Genomic DNA, 18347 nt, shown 5'->3' on the forward strand with positions numbered 1-18347 from the left:
GTATCAGCTTTTTTCGTTGAGCTCCTTGATCTTTTCAGCAATATTTCGGAATACAGGTGCTGCGGCGTCATTTCCGTAGCCACCGTCCTCGATCAGGACAGTAACTGCATATTTTGGCTGTCTTGCAGGAAAGAAGCCTGTTATCCATGCATGGCAGAGCTCCTCGCCGTTTTTGCCGAACTTTCCGGTCTGAGCCGTTGAGGTCTTTGCTCCTGCGCTTATTTTTCGGCTTTTTGCCTTTGAACGCTCGTTATCGCGCACTGCAAGTATCATCATCTGCCTAAGCTCCTTTGCAGTCTCCTCACTCATTACCTTTGAAAGCTGAGGATTTTTTTCGCCGCCTATCTCCGTCCCGTCGGCAGTAAGTCCTCTTATAAGTCTCAGTACAGGCATTTCTCCGTTATTTGCAATTGCGCAGGTAAGCTGAGTTATCTGTAACGGAGTTGCCGTAAGCTTTCCCTGTCCGAATGCGAAATTTGCCAGCTCCGCAGGAACATTCAGTTCCTTTTCCGTGGGCAGGACTCCTCCCGAGCCCGTTATGCCTGCACAGAGGTAATTTTCCTTGCCGAAGCCAAGATAGGTCGCCATTTGTCTGTATTTACCCATATCAAGACATCGGCTAAGGTCTATGAAGTAAGTGTTGCAGGAGTTTGTCATAGCCTCTGACATATTCTGCAAGCCGTGACCGTCCAGCTTATGGCAGTTGAAAAGCTTTCCGTCAACGTCAATATTTCCGCCGCAATCATACATATATCCGCCGAGCCCCTGCTCCAATGCAGATGCGGCAGTCACAAGCTTGAATACCGAGCCTACACTGTAGGAATACAGTGCCCTGTCAATAAGCGGACATCTCTCGTCATTTAAAGCTTCTGAAATATTATCGGGCTCATAGCTTGGAAAGCTTGCCATTGCCAGTATATCTCCATTTTTTATATCCGCGCAGACTATAGCTCCCTTTTTTAATTTTTCACCGCACTTCTCACAAATTTCCTGTATATCCTTGTCGATAGTAAGCACAACTCCGCTTTTGTACGCCTTTGTGCGGAATACCTCCTTTCCGTCGCCTATCATTATATTTCCGAAGCCGTCAACTGTATAAGTCACGCTGTTCTCCGGGAAGCTGTTTCGCAAAACCGAATCATAGGCATATTCAATTCCGTCGACTCCTTTATTGTCTGATAAATAGCCTATCACATGACGTGCAGTCTGAATATCTGAATAACGAACAGGCACTTCAAATACCGTTAGTCCCTCACTTTCAAGTGCGTTATCGGTACATTGAAAAATAAATGGTTCTCCCTTTTCAAAATCACTGTAAAACTGCTCCTTATCCACAGCATACTGTGCTGTCTCCTCACGATTCAGTGCCGCTGGAACTGCGGCTGCCATATGTTTCGTTTCGGCATTTGTGAGCGGTTTCATGTTTCGGTCATATATTGTTCCCTGACACTCCCCTGCCTCTAAGGTCATCTTGCTGTCGGATTCTGCCGCAGGTATTTCCCCTGAGTAAACAGCAAGCCTGTAAAAATTGGCGGAAATCAGCGTAAATGATATAAAAAATACCGCCGTAAGTATCAGTACCCCGTATTCTCCGCGTTTTCTGACCATAATATCACCTCATATACATTCTTGGATACTATACGGACAGATATACAAAAAAAGTCTGAGAAATTATCTCAGACTTTTTGTATCATTCAAGTATTAACGTAAACGGTCCGTCGTTAAGCAGCTCGACTTTCATGTCAGCCCCGAATTCACCCGTCTCAACGTGCTTTCCCTTGCTGCGGAGATACTCCACAAAGTATTCATAAAGTGCATTGGCTTTATCAGGCTTTGCCGCCTGTATGAAATTCGGTCTGTTCCCTTTACGGCAGTCCGCATACAGTGTGAACTGCGGAACTACAAGAAGCTGTCCGCCTACACTGTCAAGATCAAGATTTATCTTATCGTTTTCATCGGAGAATATGCGAAGCCCGGAAATTTTGTCCGCAAGTCTGCGGCAGTCCTCCTCGGTGTCATCATGCCCAACACCAAAAAGTATCAGAAACCCAACGCCGATCTTGCCGATGATCTCGCCGTCTACGGTCACACTTGCAGAGGTGACGCGCTGTAAAACTATTCTCATTTATGCCTACTTTCTGACAATATCCATACCGAAGGGCTCCAGAGTAAGCTCATTTCTTTCGCCGCCGTCGATAATGCTGTACATCGCCTTTGGAAGTGTGATATCTGCTTCTTCTTCTGAATTATTGAAGAAGAATATATAATCATCAAGTCCGTTTGTTCTTGTGGTGACCTCAACGCCTTTAGGCAGGTCTTTAAGACGCGGTATTCCTGTCTGCTTCATAATGTTGCCTGCAAGGCTCTCATAGAAATCCATATTGCAGACTGTACCTACATAGTACGTAACACCGCTGCAATAACGGTTCATTGTTACGGCAGGACTGCCTGCATAGAAGCTGTCCTTATACTCCGCATAAGCACGGGCTGTTGTAAGCTCAAGAATATCACACCATTGGCGGCATTTGAACTTATTTCCGGCAAAATCCGCAATGGTCTGCTCGGTATTGCCGACAGGATCGTACTCTCTCACCTCTGCGCCTATCATCTCGCGGTATACCGTCGGAAGAGGCTCCATGATACAGTTATTGCACTGATCCTTAACGCCGCTGCGGCAGGTCATCACAAGCGTACCGCCCTTTATTACATAACGATAGATATTTTCGGCAGAAGCCTTGTCGTAAACGTACATTGCAGGTGCAACTACTGCCTTATACTTTGAAAGATCGGCTGTTGGCGAAATTATATCCACATTTGTTCCATAGCGCGTAAAGGCTGAATGAAAATATCTGAGCTGTTCAAGGTAATTGAAGCCCTCAGTCTGCGGCTGTATCCTGAATGCCCAGTCATTTTCGGGTGAATAGAGTATAGCAACGTCAGAGACAAGCTCCGTAGTCTCAATAACGCTCAGCTTTGACGCCTCTCTGCACAGCTCTGCAAATTCCTTGAAGCGCCGCGAAGGAACATTACTGTGGTCAATAAGTCCATGCCAGAACATCTCTGCGCCCTTAGTCGCAGTTCTCCAGCGGAAATGCATGACGGTATCAGCACCATGAGCCATAGCCTGCATAGCATAGCCCTTTATCTGCCCCGGCTTTGGAGTCGGTCCCATAGGGGCCCAGCTGCCTGTAGCACCGCTGAGCTGCTCCATTACCCAGAAGTTACGCTGTTTTAGTCCGCGCATTAAGTCAAGCTCAAAGGCATTGGAATCCGGAGCATTTTCATCTTCTGATATGCGTACAGGCGGATAGTTGTCATATGATGTGAAGTCAAGCATACTGAAAAGCTTGTAATAATCGGGAGTATTCTCGCAGAAAAAGGTATTTGTAGTTACCTTTGCTCTCGGATTCGCTCGCTTTATTATCTGAGCCATATCATTGACGAACTTAACAGCAGTATCAGATGAAAAGCGGTTGAAATCAAGACAGAGAGCAGGATTCTGCCATGCTTTCGGATAAGCTGTGGGCGGCTTTATCTGAGAAATGTCGCTGTATTCGCCGCTCCATACACTGTTTCCGAAGGCATAATTGATATTTTCAATGGTGTCGTACTTATCTATTAGCCAGTCACGGAACAGTCCGCGGCAGGTCTCACAGGTACAGGGATAAGCCTCTATTTCATTATCTATCTGCCATGCGACAATAGCAGGATTATTTGCATAGCGCCTTGCAAGCTGCTCGGTGATACGCTTTGCATAATATATGAACATGGGGGCATTAAGACACCTGTGTCCTCTTATGCCTGTCTGTATCCTGCTGCCATCGGCGCCTGTCTGTACGATATCCGGATAGGTCTCATACATCCATAACGGCGGACAGCTTGTCGGAGTACACAGCACTATCCCTATGGCATGGCGTGAAAAGGTGCTTATGGCTTCATCAAGCCACTGAAAATCAAACTGACCGTCGCGCGGTTCAAGCCTTGACCACGCAAACTCTCCGATACGCACAAGCTTAACGCCTATCCTCGCCATAAGGTCCGAGTCAGCCTTCCATAACGCCCTGTCCCACTGCTCGGGATAATAGTCAACGCCTATTTTCATAATATCTCTCCTGTCAGTCTATGGAATACTCTATAAGTCCGCAGTTATCCATGAACCAGTTTGAAAACTGCTCTGTTGTCATGTCGCTGAAGTATGTCTCTATGACGCGGCAAACACCGCCGTGGCTCACTATAAGAACATTTCTGCCGCTGTGAACCCTTATTATATCGTCAAGAGCAGAGTATACCCTGTGTGCAAGCTGCAAAAGGGATTCACCGCTTTTGCCCATCCTCACACCGAACTCTGTTTTATTCTCGGCAAAGCCGTCGATAAATCTGCTCTTGCCCTCATAATAGCCGTAATCCCACTCACGCAGGCGCTCCTCGGTGAATATTTCCAGTCCGCATCGCTCTGCAACTGCACGTGCAGTCTGCTGTGCCCGCTTCATAGGTGATGCTATAATAATATCAATGCAGTTCATACCGGCTATCCTGTCTGCCAGTTCAAGAGCCTGTTTTTCGCCTGTTTCATCAAGCTCTATATCAGTAGTTCCGAGTATTATCTCCTGCTTGTTATACGAGGTCTGTCCATGCCTCGTTGAGAATATTTTCAATACGATCCACCCCGTTATATTTCAGAAGCTTTTTCTATCTCTGCGCGAGCATTGTCCAGCATAAGCTCACTCGGACTGTCGCCGCCCATAATACGTGCTATCTCAGCGACTCTGCCCTCCATATCAAGATGCATTACATGAGTCTCAGTGCGGTCGCTCACTATCTGCTTTTCTATCAGCAGGTGGTCATCTGCCATAACAGCTATCTGAGAAAGATGTGTAACACATATTACCTGACGAACCTTTCCTATCTCACGGAGCTTTATGCCTATTTTCTGAGCAGCCTTACCGCTTACGCCTGTGTCTATCTCGTCGAATATCATAGTCGGGATAGAATCCTTGTCAGCAATAACGCTTTTCAGCGCAAGCATTATACGTGAAAGCTCACCGCCGGAGGCTATCTTTGATATAGGCTTTGGTTCTTCGCCCTTGTTTGCAGATATAAGAAACTCCACACTATCCATACCATTCACTGTGAGCTTGCCCTTTGCGTGGCGCACTGCTATGATAACGCCCTCCATATTGAGAAACTCAAGCTCAGCTGTTACACGCTCAGTAAAGCGCTTTGCTGTACTCTCACGGTAATCGTAGAGCTTCTTAGCCTGCTCCGTTACTCTGTGAAGAAGCTTATCACGCTTCTCTGTAAGAGACTTTATCTCGCTGTCTGAGCTTTCAAGCTGCATAGACTCGCGGCAGGCGTCATCATACATCTTGATAAGCCCTTCGCAGTCAGCGGCGTACTTGCGCTTCAGCTTGTTTATACTGCTCAGCCTTGTGCCAAGATATTCCAGCCGCTGCCCGTCAAGCTCAACTCTTTCGGCAAGTGATTCAAGCTCTGAAGCAATATCCGCAAGCTCTATCTCTGCTGCCGAAAGGCGCTCATACAGCGTATTCAGCTTTTCGCTGCTGTCGGTATACTGAGCTATCTCAGTCTCAGCAGAGACCAGCATATCGTTGGCAGCTTCTTCGCCTGTTATAGCGTTTACAGCATTCTTTATGGCAATTATGGTCTTTTCGGAGTTTCTTGCTGTTTCATACTCCTTCTCAAGCTCCTCGTCCTCATTTTCACGAAGCTCAAGCTCGCCGATATCACTGATTATCTCCTCAAGATAGCGGCTGCGCTCCTGACGGGACTGCTCCAGCTTTTTAAGCTCTCCAAGCCGTCTTGCGGTCTGCTGCAATTCACGGAAGGTCTCCCTGTACTCATTCAGCAGGGTATCGTCGCCGCCGAAGCCGTCAAGTATCTGCATATGCTTCTCGCTGTCGAGAAGTATCTGATTATCGTGCTGACCGTGGATATTGATAAGCATTGAGCCTATCTCTTTTAAGAGGGCAGCTGCTGCGGTCCTGTTGTTGATACGCGAAACACTGCCGCCGTCAGCACTTATCTCTCTTGTGACCGTTATCTCACGGTCATCGTGAGCAATGCCGAGCTCATCAAGCTTTGCGCACACCTCATCGGAGAGCTCAGTAAACAGCGCTGTTATCACTGCTTTTTCGCAGCCTGTGCGGACTATGTCCTTAGTACAGCGCTGTCCTAAAACAGCATTGATGCCATTGATAAGTATAGACTTACCTGCACCTGTTTCGCCGGTAAAAATATTCAGCCTGCTGCCAAGAGGTATGACAGCCTCTTTTATGACAGCAAGATTCTGTATGTATATCTCTTTTAACATTCTGAGAGTTTACCTCCTGGGGAAAAGCTCGCTGCGAAACTTTTTGGAAAGCTTCTTTGCATCGGCTTCGCTCCGCACAAGTATAAATATGGTATCATCGCCTGCAATAGTTCCCACAATGCCCTGATGCTCAACGGAATCTATGGCTGCACAGGTACCCTGAGCCATACCTGCACGGCACTTGAGAACTATGGTATTCATGGCATAATCCACTGATATGACGGCTTCTTCAAAGAGAGATTTCTCCGTAATTGCCGCAGCAGGCATTGTATAGCGGTAAATGCCCTTGTCATCACGCTGCTTGACTAAAGACAGCTGTTGAATATCACGGGACAGGGTTGCCTGCGTGGTCTTTATTCCGCGCTCTGCAAGCAGCTCGATAAGCCCCTCCTGAGTGGCAACGGGCTGTTCATTAATTATTTCAAGAATTGCTTCGTGTCTGCGGTTTTTCATAATACCACCGTGCTCCTTATTTTATGGGCTTGCACATTTTCTTACAAAGGGATTCGTGGAAGGAATTTCCTATAAGGTCAATAAAGTTTATATTGTTCCTTCCGCGGCATATCTCTATTGATTCATCACGGGAAAGACTGACGAAGTGCTCACCGTCAACATTTATTACCATGCTGTCCTCACGGGTAGTCGTTACCTTCATACGGAGCTTTCGGCTGGGTGAGAACATGGTAGCCCTCGAAAACAGCGAATGCGGACATATCAGAGTCATCTCGATACATTCAAGATCAGGCTCAATAACAGGTCCTCCTGCGGAAAGCGCATAGGCTGTAGATCCCGAAGGAGTGCTGAAAAGCACTCCGTCTGCACGGTATTTACCCACGAGATAGCCCTCTGAATACACCTCGAAATCGCATATCCTGAAGCTTCCCGAACGTGCCGAGACCTCGTTGAGAACAGTTGCCGTAACATCGCCTTCCCTGCCGTGATACAGAACGTCAAGTGTCATTCGCTGGGATATATCGTATTCTCCCGTTGTAAGCAGACTCAGCTTGTCGAGCTGGTCAGCTTCAAGGCCTGCCATAAAGCCAAGAGTTCCCGTATTTATGCCGAGAAGCTTGGTATCGCTGCCCATGAGCAGCTTTGCACAGCGGAGTATAGTTCCGTCGCCGCCTATGGCAAGGACTACGTCTGCTGTCTTTACAGCCTCGTTTATATCTTCAAAGCATACGTGCGGTTTGTCTGAAAAATCGTTTCTGAATATCTCGCTGACCGAAACATCTATGCCGCAGTCCGCAAGCACATCACAGGCTTCACGGGCACAGCTGAGCGCATTGGTCTTCTGGAAATTTGGGTACAACGCTGCTTTCATAAACGCACTCCTTATAGTTTAGTAAATGAACTGTCTGTCAGCTCCCTGAAGTCATGTATCTTAGGCTCACCTGCGGATTTAACCAGCTTAACAAGGTACTCTATATTGCCGCTTCCGCCGCGGACGGGCGAATAGGTATACTGCTCTGCCGTAAAGCCGATAGACTGAGCAAAGCTGTTTATCTCAGATAATACACGAATATGCACCTTTCTGTCCTTGACTATGCCGCGCTTGCCTATATCGCCCCTGCCTGCTTCAAACTGAGGCTTTATGAGCACCGCAGCAGCAGCACCGTCCTTCAGAAGCTCGTATACTTTAGAAAGTATCTTTGTAAGAGATATGAATGAAACGTCTACGGAAATAATGTCCGCCTGTCCGCCTATATCATCAGCAGTAACATCACGAATATCTGTCCCCTCCATATTGACGACACGTTCATCATCTATCAGCCGCTGTGCAAGCTGACCATGTCCCGTGTCAACGGCGAATACCTTAGCTGCGCCGTTTTGCAGCATAAAGTCGGTAAATCCGCCTGTAGAGGCTCCGATATCAAGACATATCCTGTCTTTGAAGTCAAGTCCGAAGACCTCAGCTGCCTTTTCAAGCTTCAAGGCACCTCTGCCAACATAGCTCTCGTTTTCTGAGGACTCTATAACATCCCCTGCTGTTACCTCATCGGAAGCTTTTTTCGCTGTCTTTCCGTTCACAGTGACATTTCCTGCAATTATCATTTCCTTAGCACGCTGACGGCTTCGTGCAAGTCCCCTTGAGACCAGCTCGCTGTCAAGCCTTGCCATTGTTATTGATCCTGCTGCGGATATAATCCGCCATTCTGCACCTTGTAAGTCCAAGCTTGTCAAGACATGAGCGGACGGACGCCTGCTTTACGAAGCCCTCTGCGGTAACTCTGCTGTAATCTCCGCAGTAACCGAGCTCTGAGAGGATATCACCGACTTTTTCGGAAATACTGCCCTCGCCCATAGACTCCTCAAAAAATACTATCATCGGGTACTGCTTTATCTCATCGCCAAGCTTTCCGTCAAGCGGGAATATCTTTGTAAGCTTGAGTATATCACAGTTTATTCCGCTCTTTTCAAGCTCTTTCTGTGCTTTTACAGCTTCGTTATATAATCTTCCGTAAGTAATGATAAGCGTTTTGCTGCCGCTTAGCTGCTTGAACAGCCATTCTGTCGTGATATCCGACTGGTCGAACTCCATTTTTTCAGAGCCTCTCGGATAACGCACTGCTGCAAGCCCCTTATCCTCGTATATCGCCTTTCTCATGCACATTTTCATCTCCATGTAGCACGATGGAGAATAAATAACAGTATTGGGTATTGAGGTAAGCATAGGAACATCGAGAAGTCCCTGATGTGTTTCACCGTCCTCGCCGACAACTCCTGCACGGTCTACACCGAGGACTACATGAAGTCCGCCGATAGCCACATCGTGAACGAGCTGGTCATAGGCTCTCTGCAAAAATGTGGAATACACCGCAAATACGGGTGTCATTCCCATTGAAGCAAGTCCTCCTGCAAAGGTGACAGCGTGCTGCTCAGCAATACCGACATCAAAAAATCTGTCGGGGTACTTGAAGTGGAAAAACTGAAGTCCCGTACCGTACTTCATAGCCGCTGTTATTGCACAGAGCTTATCGTCCTTGTCTGCAAGCTTTACAAGCTCTCTGCCGAAAACTGTAGAATAGCTGTCTGCGGCTGCGACCTCGGGATTTCCCGTAGCTATGTCAAATTTTGAGATTCCGTGATACTCACCCGGATTTGCCTCGGCAGGGCTGTAGCCCTTGCCCTTTACTGTCTTGACGTGGACAAACACCGGCTGATGATAGGATTTAGCCATGTGGAAAACCTCTTCAAGCTCAGATAGATTATGTCCGTTGACAGGTCCGAGGTATATGAAGCCCATATCCTCGAACATTGTGCTCTGCTCAAGAATATTGGATTTTACAGAGTCCTTGACATTTTTGATACCCTTAGAAACGCTTTTGCCGACAAGCGGTATCTTTTCAAGTCCGCGCTCAACAGCTCTCTTTGTGTGAAGATACCTCTCGGTATTTCGCAGAGAGGTAAGATACTTTGACAGCGAACCAACGCTCTTTGATATGGACATATTATTGTCATTGAGAACAACTATGAGGTTGCGCTGGCGGTCTCTGCCGCAGTTGTTCATTGCCTCATAGAACATACCGCCCGACATAGCTCCGTCACCTATAACTGCTACGGCATAGTTGTCTCTGCCCTGAAGCTTCATGGCTTCGGATATACCGCAGGCTACAGATACAGATGTGGTGCTGTGTCCGCTGATAAAGGTATCGTGCTCAGACTCAGACGGCTTAGGAAAACCTGATATGCCGTTTTCCTGTCTCAGTGTGGAGAAGCTGTCAAGTCTTCCTGTAAGTATCTTATGAGTATAAGCCTGATGACCGACGTCCCAGACTATCTTATCCTCGGGAGAATTGAAGTTGCGGTGAAGAGCCATTGTAAGCTCTACAGCTCCCAGATTAGAAGCAAGATGTCCGCCTGTCTTGGAAACTGTGGATATAAGTATGGTTCTTATTTCCTTGCAAAGTCCATTGCACTGAGATATAGTCAGCTTTTTCAGGTCCTGTGGGAGCTGGAGCTCCTCCAGCGTCACCTTATCGTTTTTACTTATATTATCCTTCATTTTTCATGAAATGCGGATAAGCTCCGCAGCTCCTTTGCATTAATTCTTTCTTTTCAGAAGCATTTCTGTAAGTTCGGTGAGAAATACATCGTTTCCGAATTTTTCAAGGCAGCCGAGAGCCTCTTCGGTTATATTATTTGCTATTTCCTGAGCCTTTTCAACTCCGTACAGAGTAACGAAGGTAGTCTTATTTTCTTCTTCGTCACTGCCTACAGGCTTTCCAAGCTCCTCTGTGGTGCTTGTAACATCAAGAATATCGTCGATTATCTGGAAAGCAAGTCCGAGCTTGAAGCCATAATCGGCAGCAGCCTGTATCTTCTCCTCGTCAGCTCCTGCACAAATACAGCCCATCATACATGATACAGCTATGAGCTGACCTGTTTTGTGATGATACATATTGCGGAGATTAGCCTCATCAACGTCGCTGCGCTCCTCATTTTCCATGTCGATGACCTGTCCGCCGCCCATGCCCTCTCTGCCTGAGCCCTTAGCAAGACATGAGACAAGTCTTATCTTCTGCTCTGGAGTGAGCTGCTTATCGTCGGCAATGACCTCAAAAGGAAGCATACACAGTGCATCTCCTGCAAGAATAGCCATTGCCTCACCGAAAGCCTTATGACATGATGGCTTTCCACGGCGGAAATCGTCGTTGTCCATTGCAGGGAGGTCATCATGGATAAGAGAGAATGTGTGTATCATCTCGATAGCCGCAGCCGGTGCGGCTGCAATCCTGTAATCAGCTCCGAGAGCATTACAGAACGCATATACAAGCACAGGACGGATACGCTTTCCGCCTGCTTCGAGAGAATAATTCATGGCGTCAATGAGATTCTTCTGAGCTGCCATGCTCTCGGAAAAAGCATTGTACTTTTTGAGATTAACCTCGGTAAATTTGATATATTCATGCATTGTTTCCTTGAAATTACTCATTTATCGTTTCCTCCGTCATCCTCGGTTATTTTTATCTGAGCTTCGTCAAGCTGCTTTTTGCAGGCTGCTGAGAGCTTCACGCCCTCGCCGTAGAGCTCAACTGCCTTTTCAAGAGGTATATCGCCCTTTTCAAGCTCGGAAACTATCTTTCCGAGGCGAGTCATATTATCTTCAAATGTAAGTTTTTCTTCCATTATATCACCATTTATTGATTATCTCGGCTTCTGCACCGCCGTTTCCGAAGCCTATCTTTATTTTATCGCCCTTTGCCAGAGATTCAGAGCTGTTCAGCAGTCTTTCGCCCTTATAAACAAGCGAATAACCTCGTGAGAGCACTTTCAGCGGACTGAGACTGTCCAGCCTTGCAGCCTTCTCCTCAAGCTGTCTTTCAAGCCTGTCCATACAGCGCAGAAAGGCAGTTTCACGGCGCTTATCAAGAGCTTCGAGCCGTTCGGCTGTAAGCCTGAGACGGTTCTCGGGAGACTGTGCTACAAGCCGCGCATTCAGCGCGATAAACCTGTCTGTGAACTTGTCCAGTACAGCCAGTACCGAGCGCTCTGCTCTTCTCTCTAAAAGTGAAATTTTCTCGTAAAGAAGCGTAATATCAGGAGCCGCAAGCTCTGCCGCCGCTGATGGAGTTGGCGCGCGAAGGTCTGCGGCAAGGTCTGCGATGGTGAAATCAGTCTCATGTCCGACTGCCGATATAACGGGCACCTTGCAGTTATATATAGCATAGGCTACCTTTTCGGTATTGAAAGCGCTGAGGTCCTCGCTGGAGCCTCCGCCTCGTCCGACTATGATTACGTCACAGCCAGCCGCCTCTGCTTTGAGTATGCCTGCACATACGGACTCGGGAGCCCCCTCGCCCTGCACCTGCGCATTTACCGCATATACCTCGCCTATGGGATAACGCCTTGACAGAACATTTATTATATCGCGGACTGCCGCGCCGCTAAGTGATGTGACTGCACCTATCTTCTTTGGCATGGGCGGTATAGGACGCTTGTGCTCCTCAGCAAAAATACCCTCTTTTTGCAGCTTCTTTTTAAGCTGCTCCAATGCCACATTTGCCTTGCCTGCACCTTCGGGGATAATATCGTTGACATAGAGCTGATAAGCTCCGTCACGCTCAAAGACTCCGATACTGCCGGCAGCAATGACCGACATACCGTCCTCCGGCTCGAATCTCAAACGCGCCGCTGCACTTGCGAACATCACTGCTTTTATTGCGCTCTCTCTGTCTTTCAGCGTAAAATAAACGTGTCCGCTTCGGAAATGCTTCACGTAATCGGAAATCTCTCCGCGAACCATTATTCCCTGCAAATTTCTGTCGTTTTTCAGTATTGAGCCGATATATTTATTTATCTGTGTAACTGTGATTACAGGCATTATTTTTCTCCTGTGCTTTTTAAATAACCGTATATAGCCACTCCTGCTGCATTATCACAAGAAAACTGAGGCTGTGCAAAGCTTGCTGACGGGTATCGGGAAATTATCCTGTCGCGGATAATAGCGTCAGACATGACTCCGCCTGCGAAAACAAGCGGCAGCTCGCCGTATCTGCCGACAGCATGGTCAGTCATGGCAAGTATAGTCTCAGCAATAAAATCAAGACAATACTTTGCTATATTCTCGGGAGCTTCACCGCTGTCAAGCATATTTCCGCATTTGTTCTCAACTCCAGAAAGACAGCAGCTGCCGTCCTTCAGCACAGGCTTTACCTTGAAGTGTTTATTGGCATTCACGGCGAGCTTTTCAAGCTCTGCGCCGCACGGAAACCGAAGTCCGAGCATAACGCCAGTACGGTCAACAGCCTGTCCTGCCTTTAGGTCAAGAGAAGTACCTATCTCCGTTATCCTGAGTACGCAATCATCATCGGGCTCGCAAAGCAGGCAGTCAGTAGTTCCGCCGCTGACGTGAAATGCAATAAACCGCTCTTTCACAAAGCTGAGTCTGTCCGACGAATAAAGTGCCGCAAGGATATGCCCTATCTGATGAGATGTAGTATAGAGCTTAGCTCCCGTAACAGCCGCATAGGAACGGGCAAAGCCTTCTCCGCAGAGAAAGCAGGGCATATATGAGCCCTCGATGTTTCGCGGTCTGGCAGAAGCTGTTACAGTTTCGGGTATAGCTATGCTGTTTTCGCCGAAAAGCTGCTCTATCATTTCAGGAAGCTGCTTAGTGTGGTGGAAAACTGCATCACTCTGACGAAGCCCAAGCTCCCCATCCTTGACAGGAAGAAGCTTCTTGGACTGGTATATCCTGTTCTCCTCACTGATATACACCGCCGCAGAAGTCGTGTAATTGCTTGTATCGACTCCCAGATACTCAGGCATTTTCGCCCTCCGACTTCTGTGTATCACGTGAAAATGCGCCAAGTACGCCGTTGATAAAGGCTGTGTCCTCCTGATATGTATACATCATGGAAAGCTTGATAGCCTCACTGATAGCCGCATTCATTGGAGTATTGTCATCGTACAGCGACTCAAACATTGCAATTCGGAGAATAGCAAGATTCAGCTTTGAGATTCTCGAAATGCTTCTTGATTTGCTGTATTTTGAGATGATCTCATCAAGCTCAGAGGCGTGTGCAAGAGTTCCCTCGACGATCTTCTTTACCTCATCGTTTACAGTTATCTCGTCTATTTCCTCAGCTATCTCATACAGCTCGTTTATATCATCATCGCGCAGAAGCTGCTCGAAAACCAGCTTGAATGCGCTGTCTCTTATTTCACGTCTTGTCATTTGAACACTCCTTATTTTTAATGGGGCGATACATAAAGATCATTGTATCGCTGGCTGTAAAACCGTTTTTTATGTAAAACCTCTCACTTGGATAGCCCCGGGTAGTCAGAAGGACCATTGCAGCAGCGCCCTCACCTGTAAGCTCCTTGCTGACATGATCAAGTACAGCCGAACCTATTCCGCTGCGCTGAATATCGGGAGACACGCAAAACTCGTCTATAACATACTCAGCGCCGTGAAGGTATGTGAGCTTTCTGCCGCAAAGTATAGCCTGTACAGCTCCGTTATTCTCTGATACATATCCTATAGACTGCGGTGCTGACATAAGCTCATTTATCCTCGTTTCCGCAAGCTCAAGCGTCCAGTCCTCGTTCCACGGCTCAGCAGCAAAGGCTGCGCGGAATACCTCGGCAGCCTTTTTCAGATCAGACGGTCTATATCGCCTTATCATTCAAAAACTACTCCGCTGACGATAACGTTGACTCTTGCAACAGGAACACCTGTCATATTCTGGACATTTTCCTTGACTACAGTCTGTACCTCTTGTGCAACGTTTACAGCCTTCTCTCCGCTTTTGATGACTATCTTCATATCTATGGCAGCTACATCGCCCATCATGCTTATTTTTATAGGACCATTTCTTCTCAGCTTGCTCATCTTACCGATCTCTCCGCCAAGACCTGCCACTCCCTTGACATCAAGAGCTGCAAGCTTGGCGATAGCGATAATTACGTCGTCTGATATCTTAAGTCTGCTTGAAACCTCAGGCTTCATCTCTTCAACTTCCATAGTGGACCTCCGTCGGCACTTATTTGAGTGTATCTTTTAATCATAATCATATTTACACCCTGACTATTATATTATAGCATATAATTTAGAAAATAGCAACAATCGCGGAAAAAAAGTGGTGCGGATATTTATCTCAGCGCGAAAAAGGCGGCGCGGGCTCCGCGCTTATAGCATATAATTCAGAAAATAGCAACAATCGCGGAAAAAAAGTGGTACGGATATTTATCTCAGCGCGAAAAAGGCGGCGTGGGCTCCGCGCTTATAGCATATAATTCAGAAAATAGCAATAATCGTGGAAAAATGTAGTGCAGATATTTATCCGCTTATTACTTGACCTCAAATATCCTTATATTTTCCGCAGGTATCTCTGTTTCTCCAAGAATTATCTCTTTTATTGAGGCTGCCTGCGCCTTGTCGAGTCCCTCAGTCTTGACTACAACCTTTGCATTCTCACCGTCAAGATATGCCACACAGTCCTGAAATCCCTGCGCTTTTACCAGCGATTCGATAGTTCCCTCACTTTCGATAAGCTTTGAGACCTGCACTGCATCAAGAGCGTTTACAACCATTTCGTTATCGGTAACATCTCCACCGCCTATCATAGTCTGCAAGGTCTGGACAGCTTCATCTCTGTCCTTTAACTTGTCAAGTCGAGCCTGTGCAAAATAGTCCTCGGCGGCAGGCTCCGCAGGTGCATTCACAAACTCGGTCTCGCCGTATTTTATACTGTCTTTGTCCTTTCCGAAGGTCATTGAGGTGCTGTCGGCAGCAAGCTTCGGCGAGGCGGCATAGTTTATGTAGACCGCAACCGCAAGCATAAGCGTCAGGCAGGTCATGATTATCTGTTTCTTTCCGATTATTATTGATGGCTTTTTCATAATTATTCTCCTTTATCTGATTTTGGCAACATATATCCTTGCCGTTGGTATCCCAAGAGCAGCCGAAGCTGCTTTGTAGATCTGTTCACGTACAGCAGCATCTCCTCCTCCGCCGCATACTATCACCGCTCCCGTTATCTCGGGAGCCTGAACTGTTTCAATAAGTGCATTCTTCTCACTTCCGCCGCCGACTATAACATATTTCTCTTCCTCCTCCGTTTTATTGTCCGAACGGCTGTGCCGCCCCTCTGTAGCGTATACGTAGCGCTGCTCGCTGCCAACAGTCAGGTATACCCTGACCTCACCTGCGCCCTCGATCTCACTTAGAAAAGCTTCGAGCCGACTTTCTGTATCCTTACAGTAAGCTGTACTGTCACATACGCTCTTATGCTCCGCTTTTACAGCAGGCGAAGCCTTTTTTTCAGGCAAAAGCGACGATATCATTATCAGCAGCAGACCTGTAACTCCGCATACGGTCATAAATACAGCCCATTTCCTGTTTTTTAGAAGCTCTCTTATTCTTTCAGTCACTTCCATTTATGACCTCCGTTTCTTGTCCGATACTGCCGCGGATGATCTCGGCTGATGCCTCAAAGTCCGACGTGCTGATAATGACTCTATTAATATTTATGCTTCCATCCTCTGAAATATTAACCTCGGTATGGATTTTTTCGGTTGTTATCCCTGCCGAGCTGAGCTGCTCCCGAAGCACAGCTGAAATATTCTCGGAAAGCTGATTTCTGAGCTCATTTTCATAGATCTCTGATGTATAGCTGTAGTCCGTTCTGTCAAAGGCACTGAGGTCAGGCAGCTCAATGTTGAAAACTCCGCTGACTATGGGAGCTGTAACAGTCACGGTAAATACAAGCTTCATGATAAATCCTGCCTGTGAGCGCAGCCTTGTCCCGTCGGTAATGCTCTGAACTATGCATATTCCCACGGAAACATAGCATACCGCCCGAACTGCCGCAATAAAGTTTTCCATTTAACCACCTGCCGTCTGCATAAGTATCCCGGTACAAAGCACAAACATCACGCCATAACACACAAGAACGCTCTGAGCTATGGCAAGGGCACTGTCGAATGAGCTGAGCAGCTTTTTCATATGCTCTGCGCCAAAAAGCTCCGCCGCAGCCACTCCTATCCACATAACAAAGCGAAACAGAACAATCTGTATCACAGGCGGAAGAATAATGAGCAGAACAACTATACAGCCAACTGTTCCCACAGTTCCGCGAATCAGATCAAAGCTGCTGCGAACCGCAGCATAGGCGTCGGAAACTGCTCCTCCTACCACGGGAACGCTTCCCGAGATCACAAAACGTGCCGCTTTTGTGGCTGCACCGTCTGTCTTGCCTGCAAGACTGCATTTCAGCGTAACAAAACCTATAAAAACAGTCATTGTTATGGTCATCGTCCATGTAATGACCTTTTTCATGAGCTGTACGATGCCGCTCATATCATTAGCTGTAAAAACACTTCCCGTTACAGAAAGCATGGCTGCCGCACTAAGAACAGGCATCAGGAAGCCCGACACCAGCTGAACTATAAGCTCCGATGCCGCTAATACAGAAATATCATAAACTGCGGCAGAGGTTATATGTCCCGACGCAGCGGCAGCTCCCGAAAACACGGGAATGAATACAGAAATGAATCCGCCGCTGATGTTCACAGCCTCAGCTGACTGAGAAAAAGCCGAAAAAAGCTGCGGTGAGATCACCGTAACCGAAGAAAGTACACTGACCAGACCGTAAATGCTTCCGGAGCCATTGAAGTTCACGCTCCCGACGCTTTTCAGCATAGCAGCCAGGACCATCACAAGCAAAATAGTACCGAGAAGCTTGAATGGAGATGCTTCACTGACAGAAACCTTTTCTGCAACAGCCCTTACAAAACCGCCAAAGCTCAAAGACTCTATATCATCGGAGCTTGTCTCAAGCTCAAAGTCTGCAAGAATATCATTAAGCTGCTGAGTATACTCGCTTTTGACACTCTGCTCATCTACAGCATATACTTGTATCGGTACAGTTATTATAAGCAGCAAGATAATTATAATAATTGATATTCCGAATTTTTTCATAACACTCCTATATCAGCTTTTCTATAAGCTGCAAAAAGCCCTTGAACACGGGGATCCCCAGAACCAGTACAGCGCCTCTGCCCCATAGCTCTGCCGCAGAGGCAATTGCTCCTTCGCCGCTGTCGCGGCAGAGCTCGGCTGTAATATGGGTTATACAGCATATGGCAAGAGTCTTGAAAACTATGGAGATATAGCTATCAGCTATCCCTGCCATTTCAAAAATGTCTCTTATCTCAGCCATTGGCTCATCAAAGAGAAGTACAAAAAAGCCCATTACACCGGCACACACCGCCAGAGTTACTGACATAGAATGCTCAGTGCAATATTGTTTTAAGATCACGGATATGAGAGTTCCTGCGAGACAGAAAGCTCCTACCGAAAAACAGCTGTCTACCATAGTCCGAATACATTTTTGACCTTATCGAAAAGGTCACTTATCTCGTCTATTATTACCACGAGAACTACAATGAGCCCTGCAAGTGTGGTCATCATTGCTTGTTCCTCACGCTCAGCCCGTTTAAGAACCAGATTAAGCACAGCAACTATGATCCCCGTGCCTGCGATTTTAAATATAAGATCAATTTCCAT

At 47.1% G+C, this 18347-nt stretch carries 22 protein-coding genes; all 22 read right to left on the minus strand.

What is annotated here, in order from left to right:
• Window positions 1-3 precede the first annotated feature (3 nt).
• The 22 genes from K5677_RS12405 to spoIIIAC all read right to left on the minus strand — a co-directional run bounded on the left by K5677_RS12405 (window position 4) and on the right by spoIIIAC (window position 18347).
• A complete protein-coding gene (locus K5677_RS12405) occupies window positions 4-1608 on the minus strand; it encodes a penicillin-binding protein 2 (protein WP_296728532.1) in 1605 nt (534 codons plus the stop codon).
• A gap of 82 nt (window positions 1609-1690) precedes the next feature.
• Window positions 1691-2125: a D-aminoacyl-tRNA deacylase gene (gene dtd, locus K5677_RS12410; RefSeq protein ID WP_296728534.1), complete on the minus strand. Its 435-nt coding sequence runs from the start codon at window positions 2123-2125 to the stop codon at window positions 1691-1693.
• Between the two features lie 6 nt (window positions 2126-2131).
• Window positions 2132-4102 carry a beta-galactosidase gene (locus K5677_RS12415; RefSeq protein ID WP_296728536.1) on the minus strand — a complete coding sequence of 657 codons (1971 nt, stop codon included), beginning with the start codon at window positions 4100-4102 and terminating at the stop codon, window positions 2132-2134.
• A 13-nt stretch (window positions 4103-4115) separates the two neighbouring features.
• Complete coding sequence (locus tag K5677_RS12420; protein ID WP_296728539.1) at window positions 4116-4655, minus strand: histidine phosphatase family protein; 540 nt, start codon at window positions 4653-4655, stop codon at window positions 4116-4118.
• Window positions 4656-4669: 14 nt separating this feature from the next.
• On the minus strand, window positions 4670-6331 hold the full coding sequence (gene recN / locus K5677_RS12425) for a DNA repair protein RecN (protein ID WP_296728541.1): 1662 nt from the start codon (window positions 6329-6331) through the stop codon (window positions 4670-4672).
• Window positions 6332-6340: 9 nt separating this feature from the next.
• Window positions 6341-6784 (minus strand): arginine repressor, encoded by a 444-nt coding sequence (gene argR / locus K5677_RS12430; RefSeq protein ID WP_296728543.1) that lies wholly within the window; start codon window positions 6782-6784, stop codon window positions 6341-6343.
• A 16-nt stretch (window positions 6785-6800) separates the two neighbouring features.
• A complete protein-coding gene (locus K5677_RS12435) occupies window positions 6801-7655 on the minus strand; it encodes an NAD(+)/NADH kinase (RefSeq protein ID WP_296728544.1) in 855 nt (284 codons plus the stop codon).
• Between the two features lie 11 nt (window positions 7656-7666).
• Window positions 7667-8452 carry a TlyA family RNA methyltransferase gene (locus tag K5677_RS12440; RefSeq protein WP_296728547.1) on the minus strand — a complete coding sequence of 262 codons (786 nt, stop codon included), beginning with the start codon at window positions 8450-8452 and terminating at the stop codon, window positions 7667-7669.
• Complete coding sequence (gene dxs / locus K5677_RS12445; RefSeq protein ID WP_296728549.1) at window positions 8439-10337, minus strand: 1-deoxy-D-xylulose-5-phosphate synthase; 1899 nt, start codon at window positions 10335-10337, stop codon at window positions 8439-8441. The genes K5677_RS12440 and dxs overlap by 14 nt, the downstream gene beginning before the upstream one ends.
• Window positions 10338-10376: 39 nt before the next feature.
• Window positions 10377-11267: a farnesyl diphosphate synthase gene (locus tag K5677_RS12450; protein ID WP_296728552.1), complete on the minus strand. Its 891-nt coding sequence runs from the start codon at window positions 11265-11267 to the stop codon at window positions 10377-10379.
• Window positions 11264-11461, minus strand: a complete 198-nt coding sequence (gene xseB / locus K5677_RS12455; protein ID WP_296728556.1) for an exodeoxyribonuclease VII small subunit — start codon at window positions 11459-11461, stop codon at window positions 11264-11266. The genes K5677_RS12450 and xseB overlap by 4 nt, the downstream gene beginning before the upstream one ends.
• A 4-nt stretch (window positions 11462-11465) precedes the next feature.
• Window positions 11466-12656 carry an exodeoxyribonuclease VII large subunit gene (gene xseA, locus K5677_RS12460; protein ID WP_296728559.1) on the minus strand — a complete coding sequence of 397 codons (1191 nt, stop codon included), beginning with the start codon at window positions 12654-12656 and terminating at the stop codon, window positions 11466-11468.
• Window positions 12656-13603, minus strand: coding sequence for a peptidase M22 (locus tag K5677_RS12465; RefSeq protein ID WP_296728561.1), 948 nt, complete (start codon window positions 13601-13603; stop codon window positions 12656-12658). The genes xseA and K5677_RS12465 overlap by 1 nt, the downstream gene beginning before the upstream one ends.
• Window positions 13596-14012 carry a transcription antitermination factor NusB gene (gene nusB / locus K5677_RS12470; protein WP_296728564.1) on the minus strand — a complete coding sequence of 139 codons (417 nt, stop codon included), beginning with the start codon at window positions 14010-14012 and terminating at the stop codon, window positions 13596-13598. The genes K5677_RS12465 and nusB overlap by 8 nt, the downstream gene beginning before the upstream one ends.
• Window positions 13999-14463, minus strand: a complete 465-nt coding sequence (locus K5677_RS12475) for a GNAT family N-acetyltransferase (protein WP_296728567.1) — start codon at window positions 14461-14463, stop codon at window positions 13999-14001. Before K5677_RS12475 ends, nusB begins: the two co-directional genes overlap by 14 nt.
• Complete coding sequence (locus tag K5677_RS12480; protein WP_296728569.1) at window positions 14460-14801, minus strand: Asp23/Gls24 family envelope stress response protein; 342 nt, start codon at window positions 14799-14801, stop codon at window positions 14460-14462. Before K5677_RS12480 ends, K5677_RS12475 begins: the two co-directional genes overlap by 4 nt.
• 326 nt (window positions 14802-15127) lie before the next feature.
• Window positions 15128-15679, minus strand: coding sequence for a SpoIIIAH-like family protein (locus tag K5677_RS12485; RefSeq protein WP_296728572.1), 552 nt, complete (start codon window positions 15677-15679; stop codon window positions 15128-15130).
• Window positions 15680-15691: 12 nt separating this feature from the next.
• Entirely contained in the window at window positions 15692-16216 is a 525-nt protein-coding gene (locus tag K5677_RS12490) for a hypothetical protein (protein WP_296728574.1), read from the minus strand.
• Window positions 16203-16664, minus strand: a complete 462-nt coding sequence (locus tag K5677_RS12495; RefSeq protein WP_296728577.1) for a hypothetical protein — start codon at window positions 16662-16664, stop codon at window positions 16203-16205. The genes K5677_RS12490 and K5677_RS12495 overlap by 14 nt, the downstream gene beginning before the upstream one ends.
• On the minus strand, window positions 16665-17759 hold the full coding sequence (locus tag K5677_RS12500; protein ID WP_296728580.1) for a hypothetical protein: 1095 nt from the start codon (window positions 17757-17759) through the stop codon (window positions 16665-16667). It abuts the gene before it with no gap.
• 7 nt (window positions 17760-17766) lie between these two features.
• A complete protein-coding gene (locus K5677_RS12505) occupies window positions 17767-18066 on the minus strand; it encodes a stage III sporulation AC/AD family protein (RefSeq protein WP_366849426.1) in 300 nt (99 codons plus the stop codon).
• An 83-nt stretch (window positions 18067-18149) separates the two neighbouring features.
• Window positions 18150-18347: a stage III sporulation protein AC gene (gene spoIIIAC / locus K5677_RS12510; protein WP_296728585.1), complete on the minus strand. Its 198-nt coding sequence runs from the start codon at window positions 18345-18347 to the stop codon at window positions 18150-18152.

This window comes from Ruminococcus sp. (assembly GCF_024684275.1).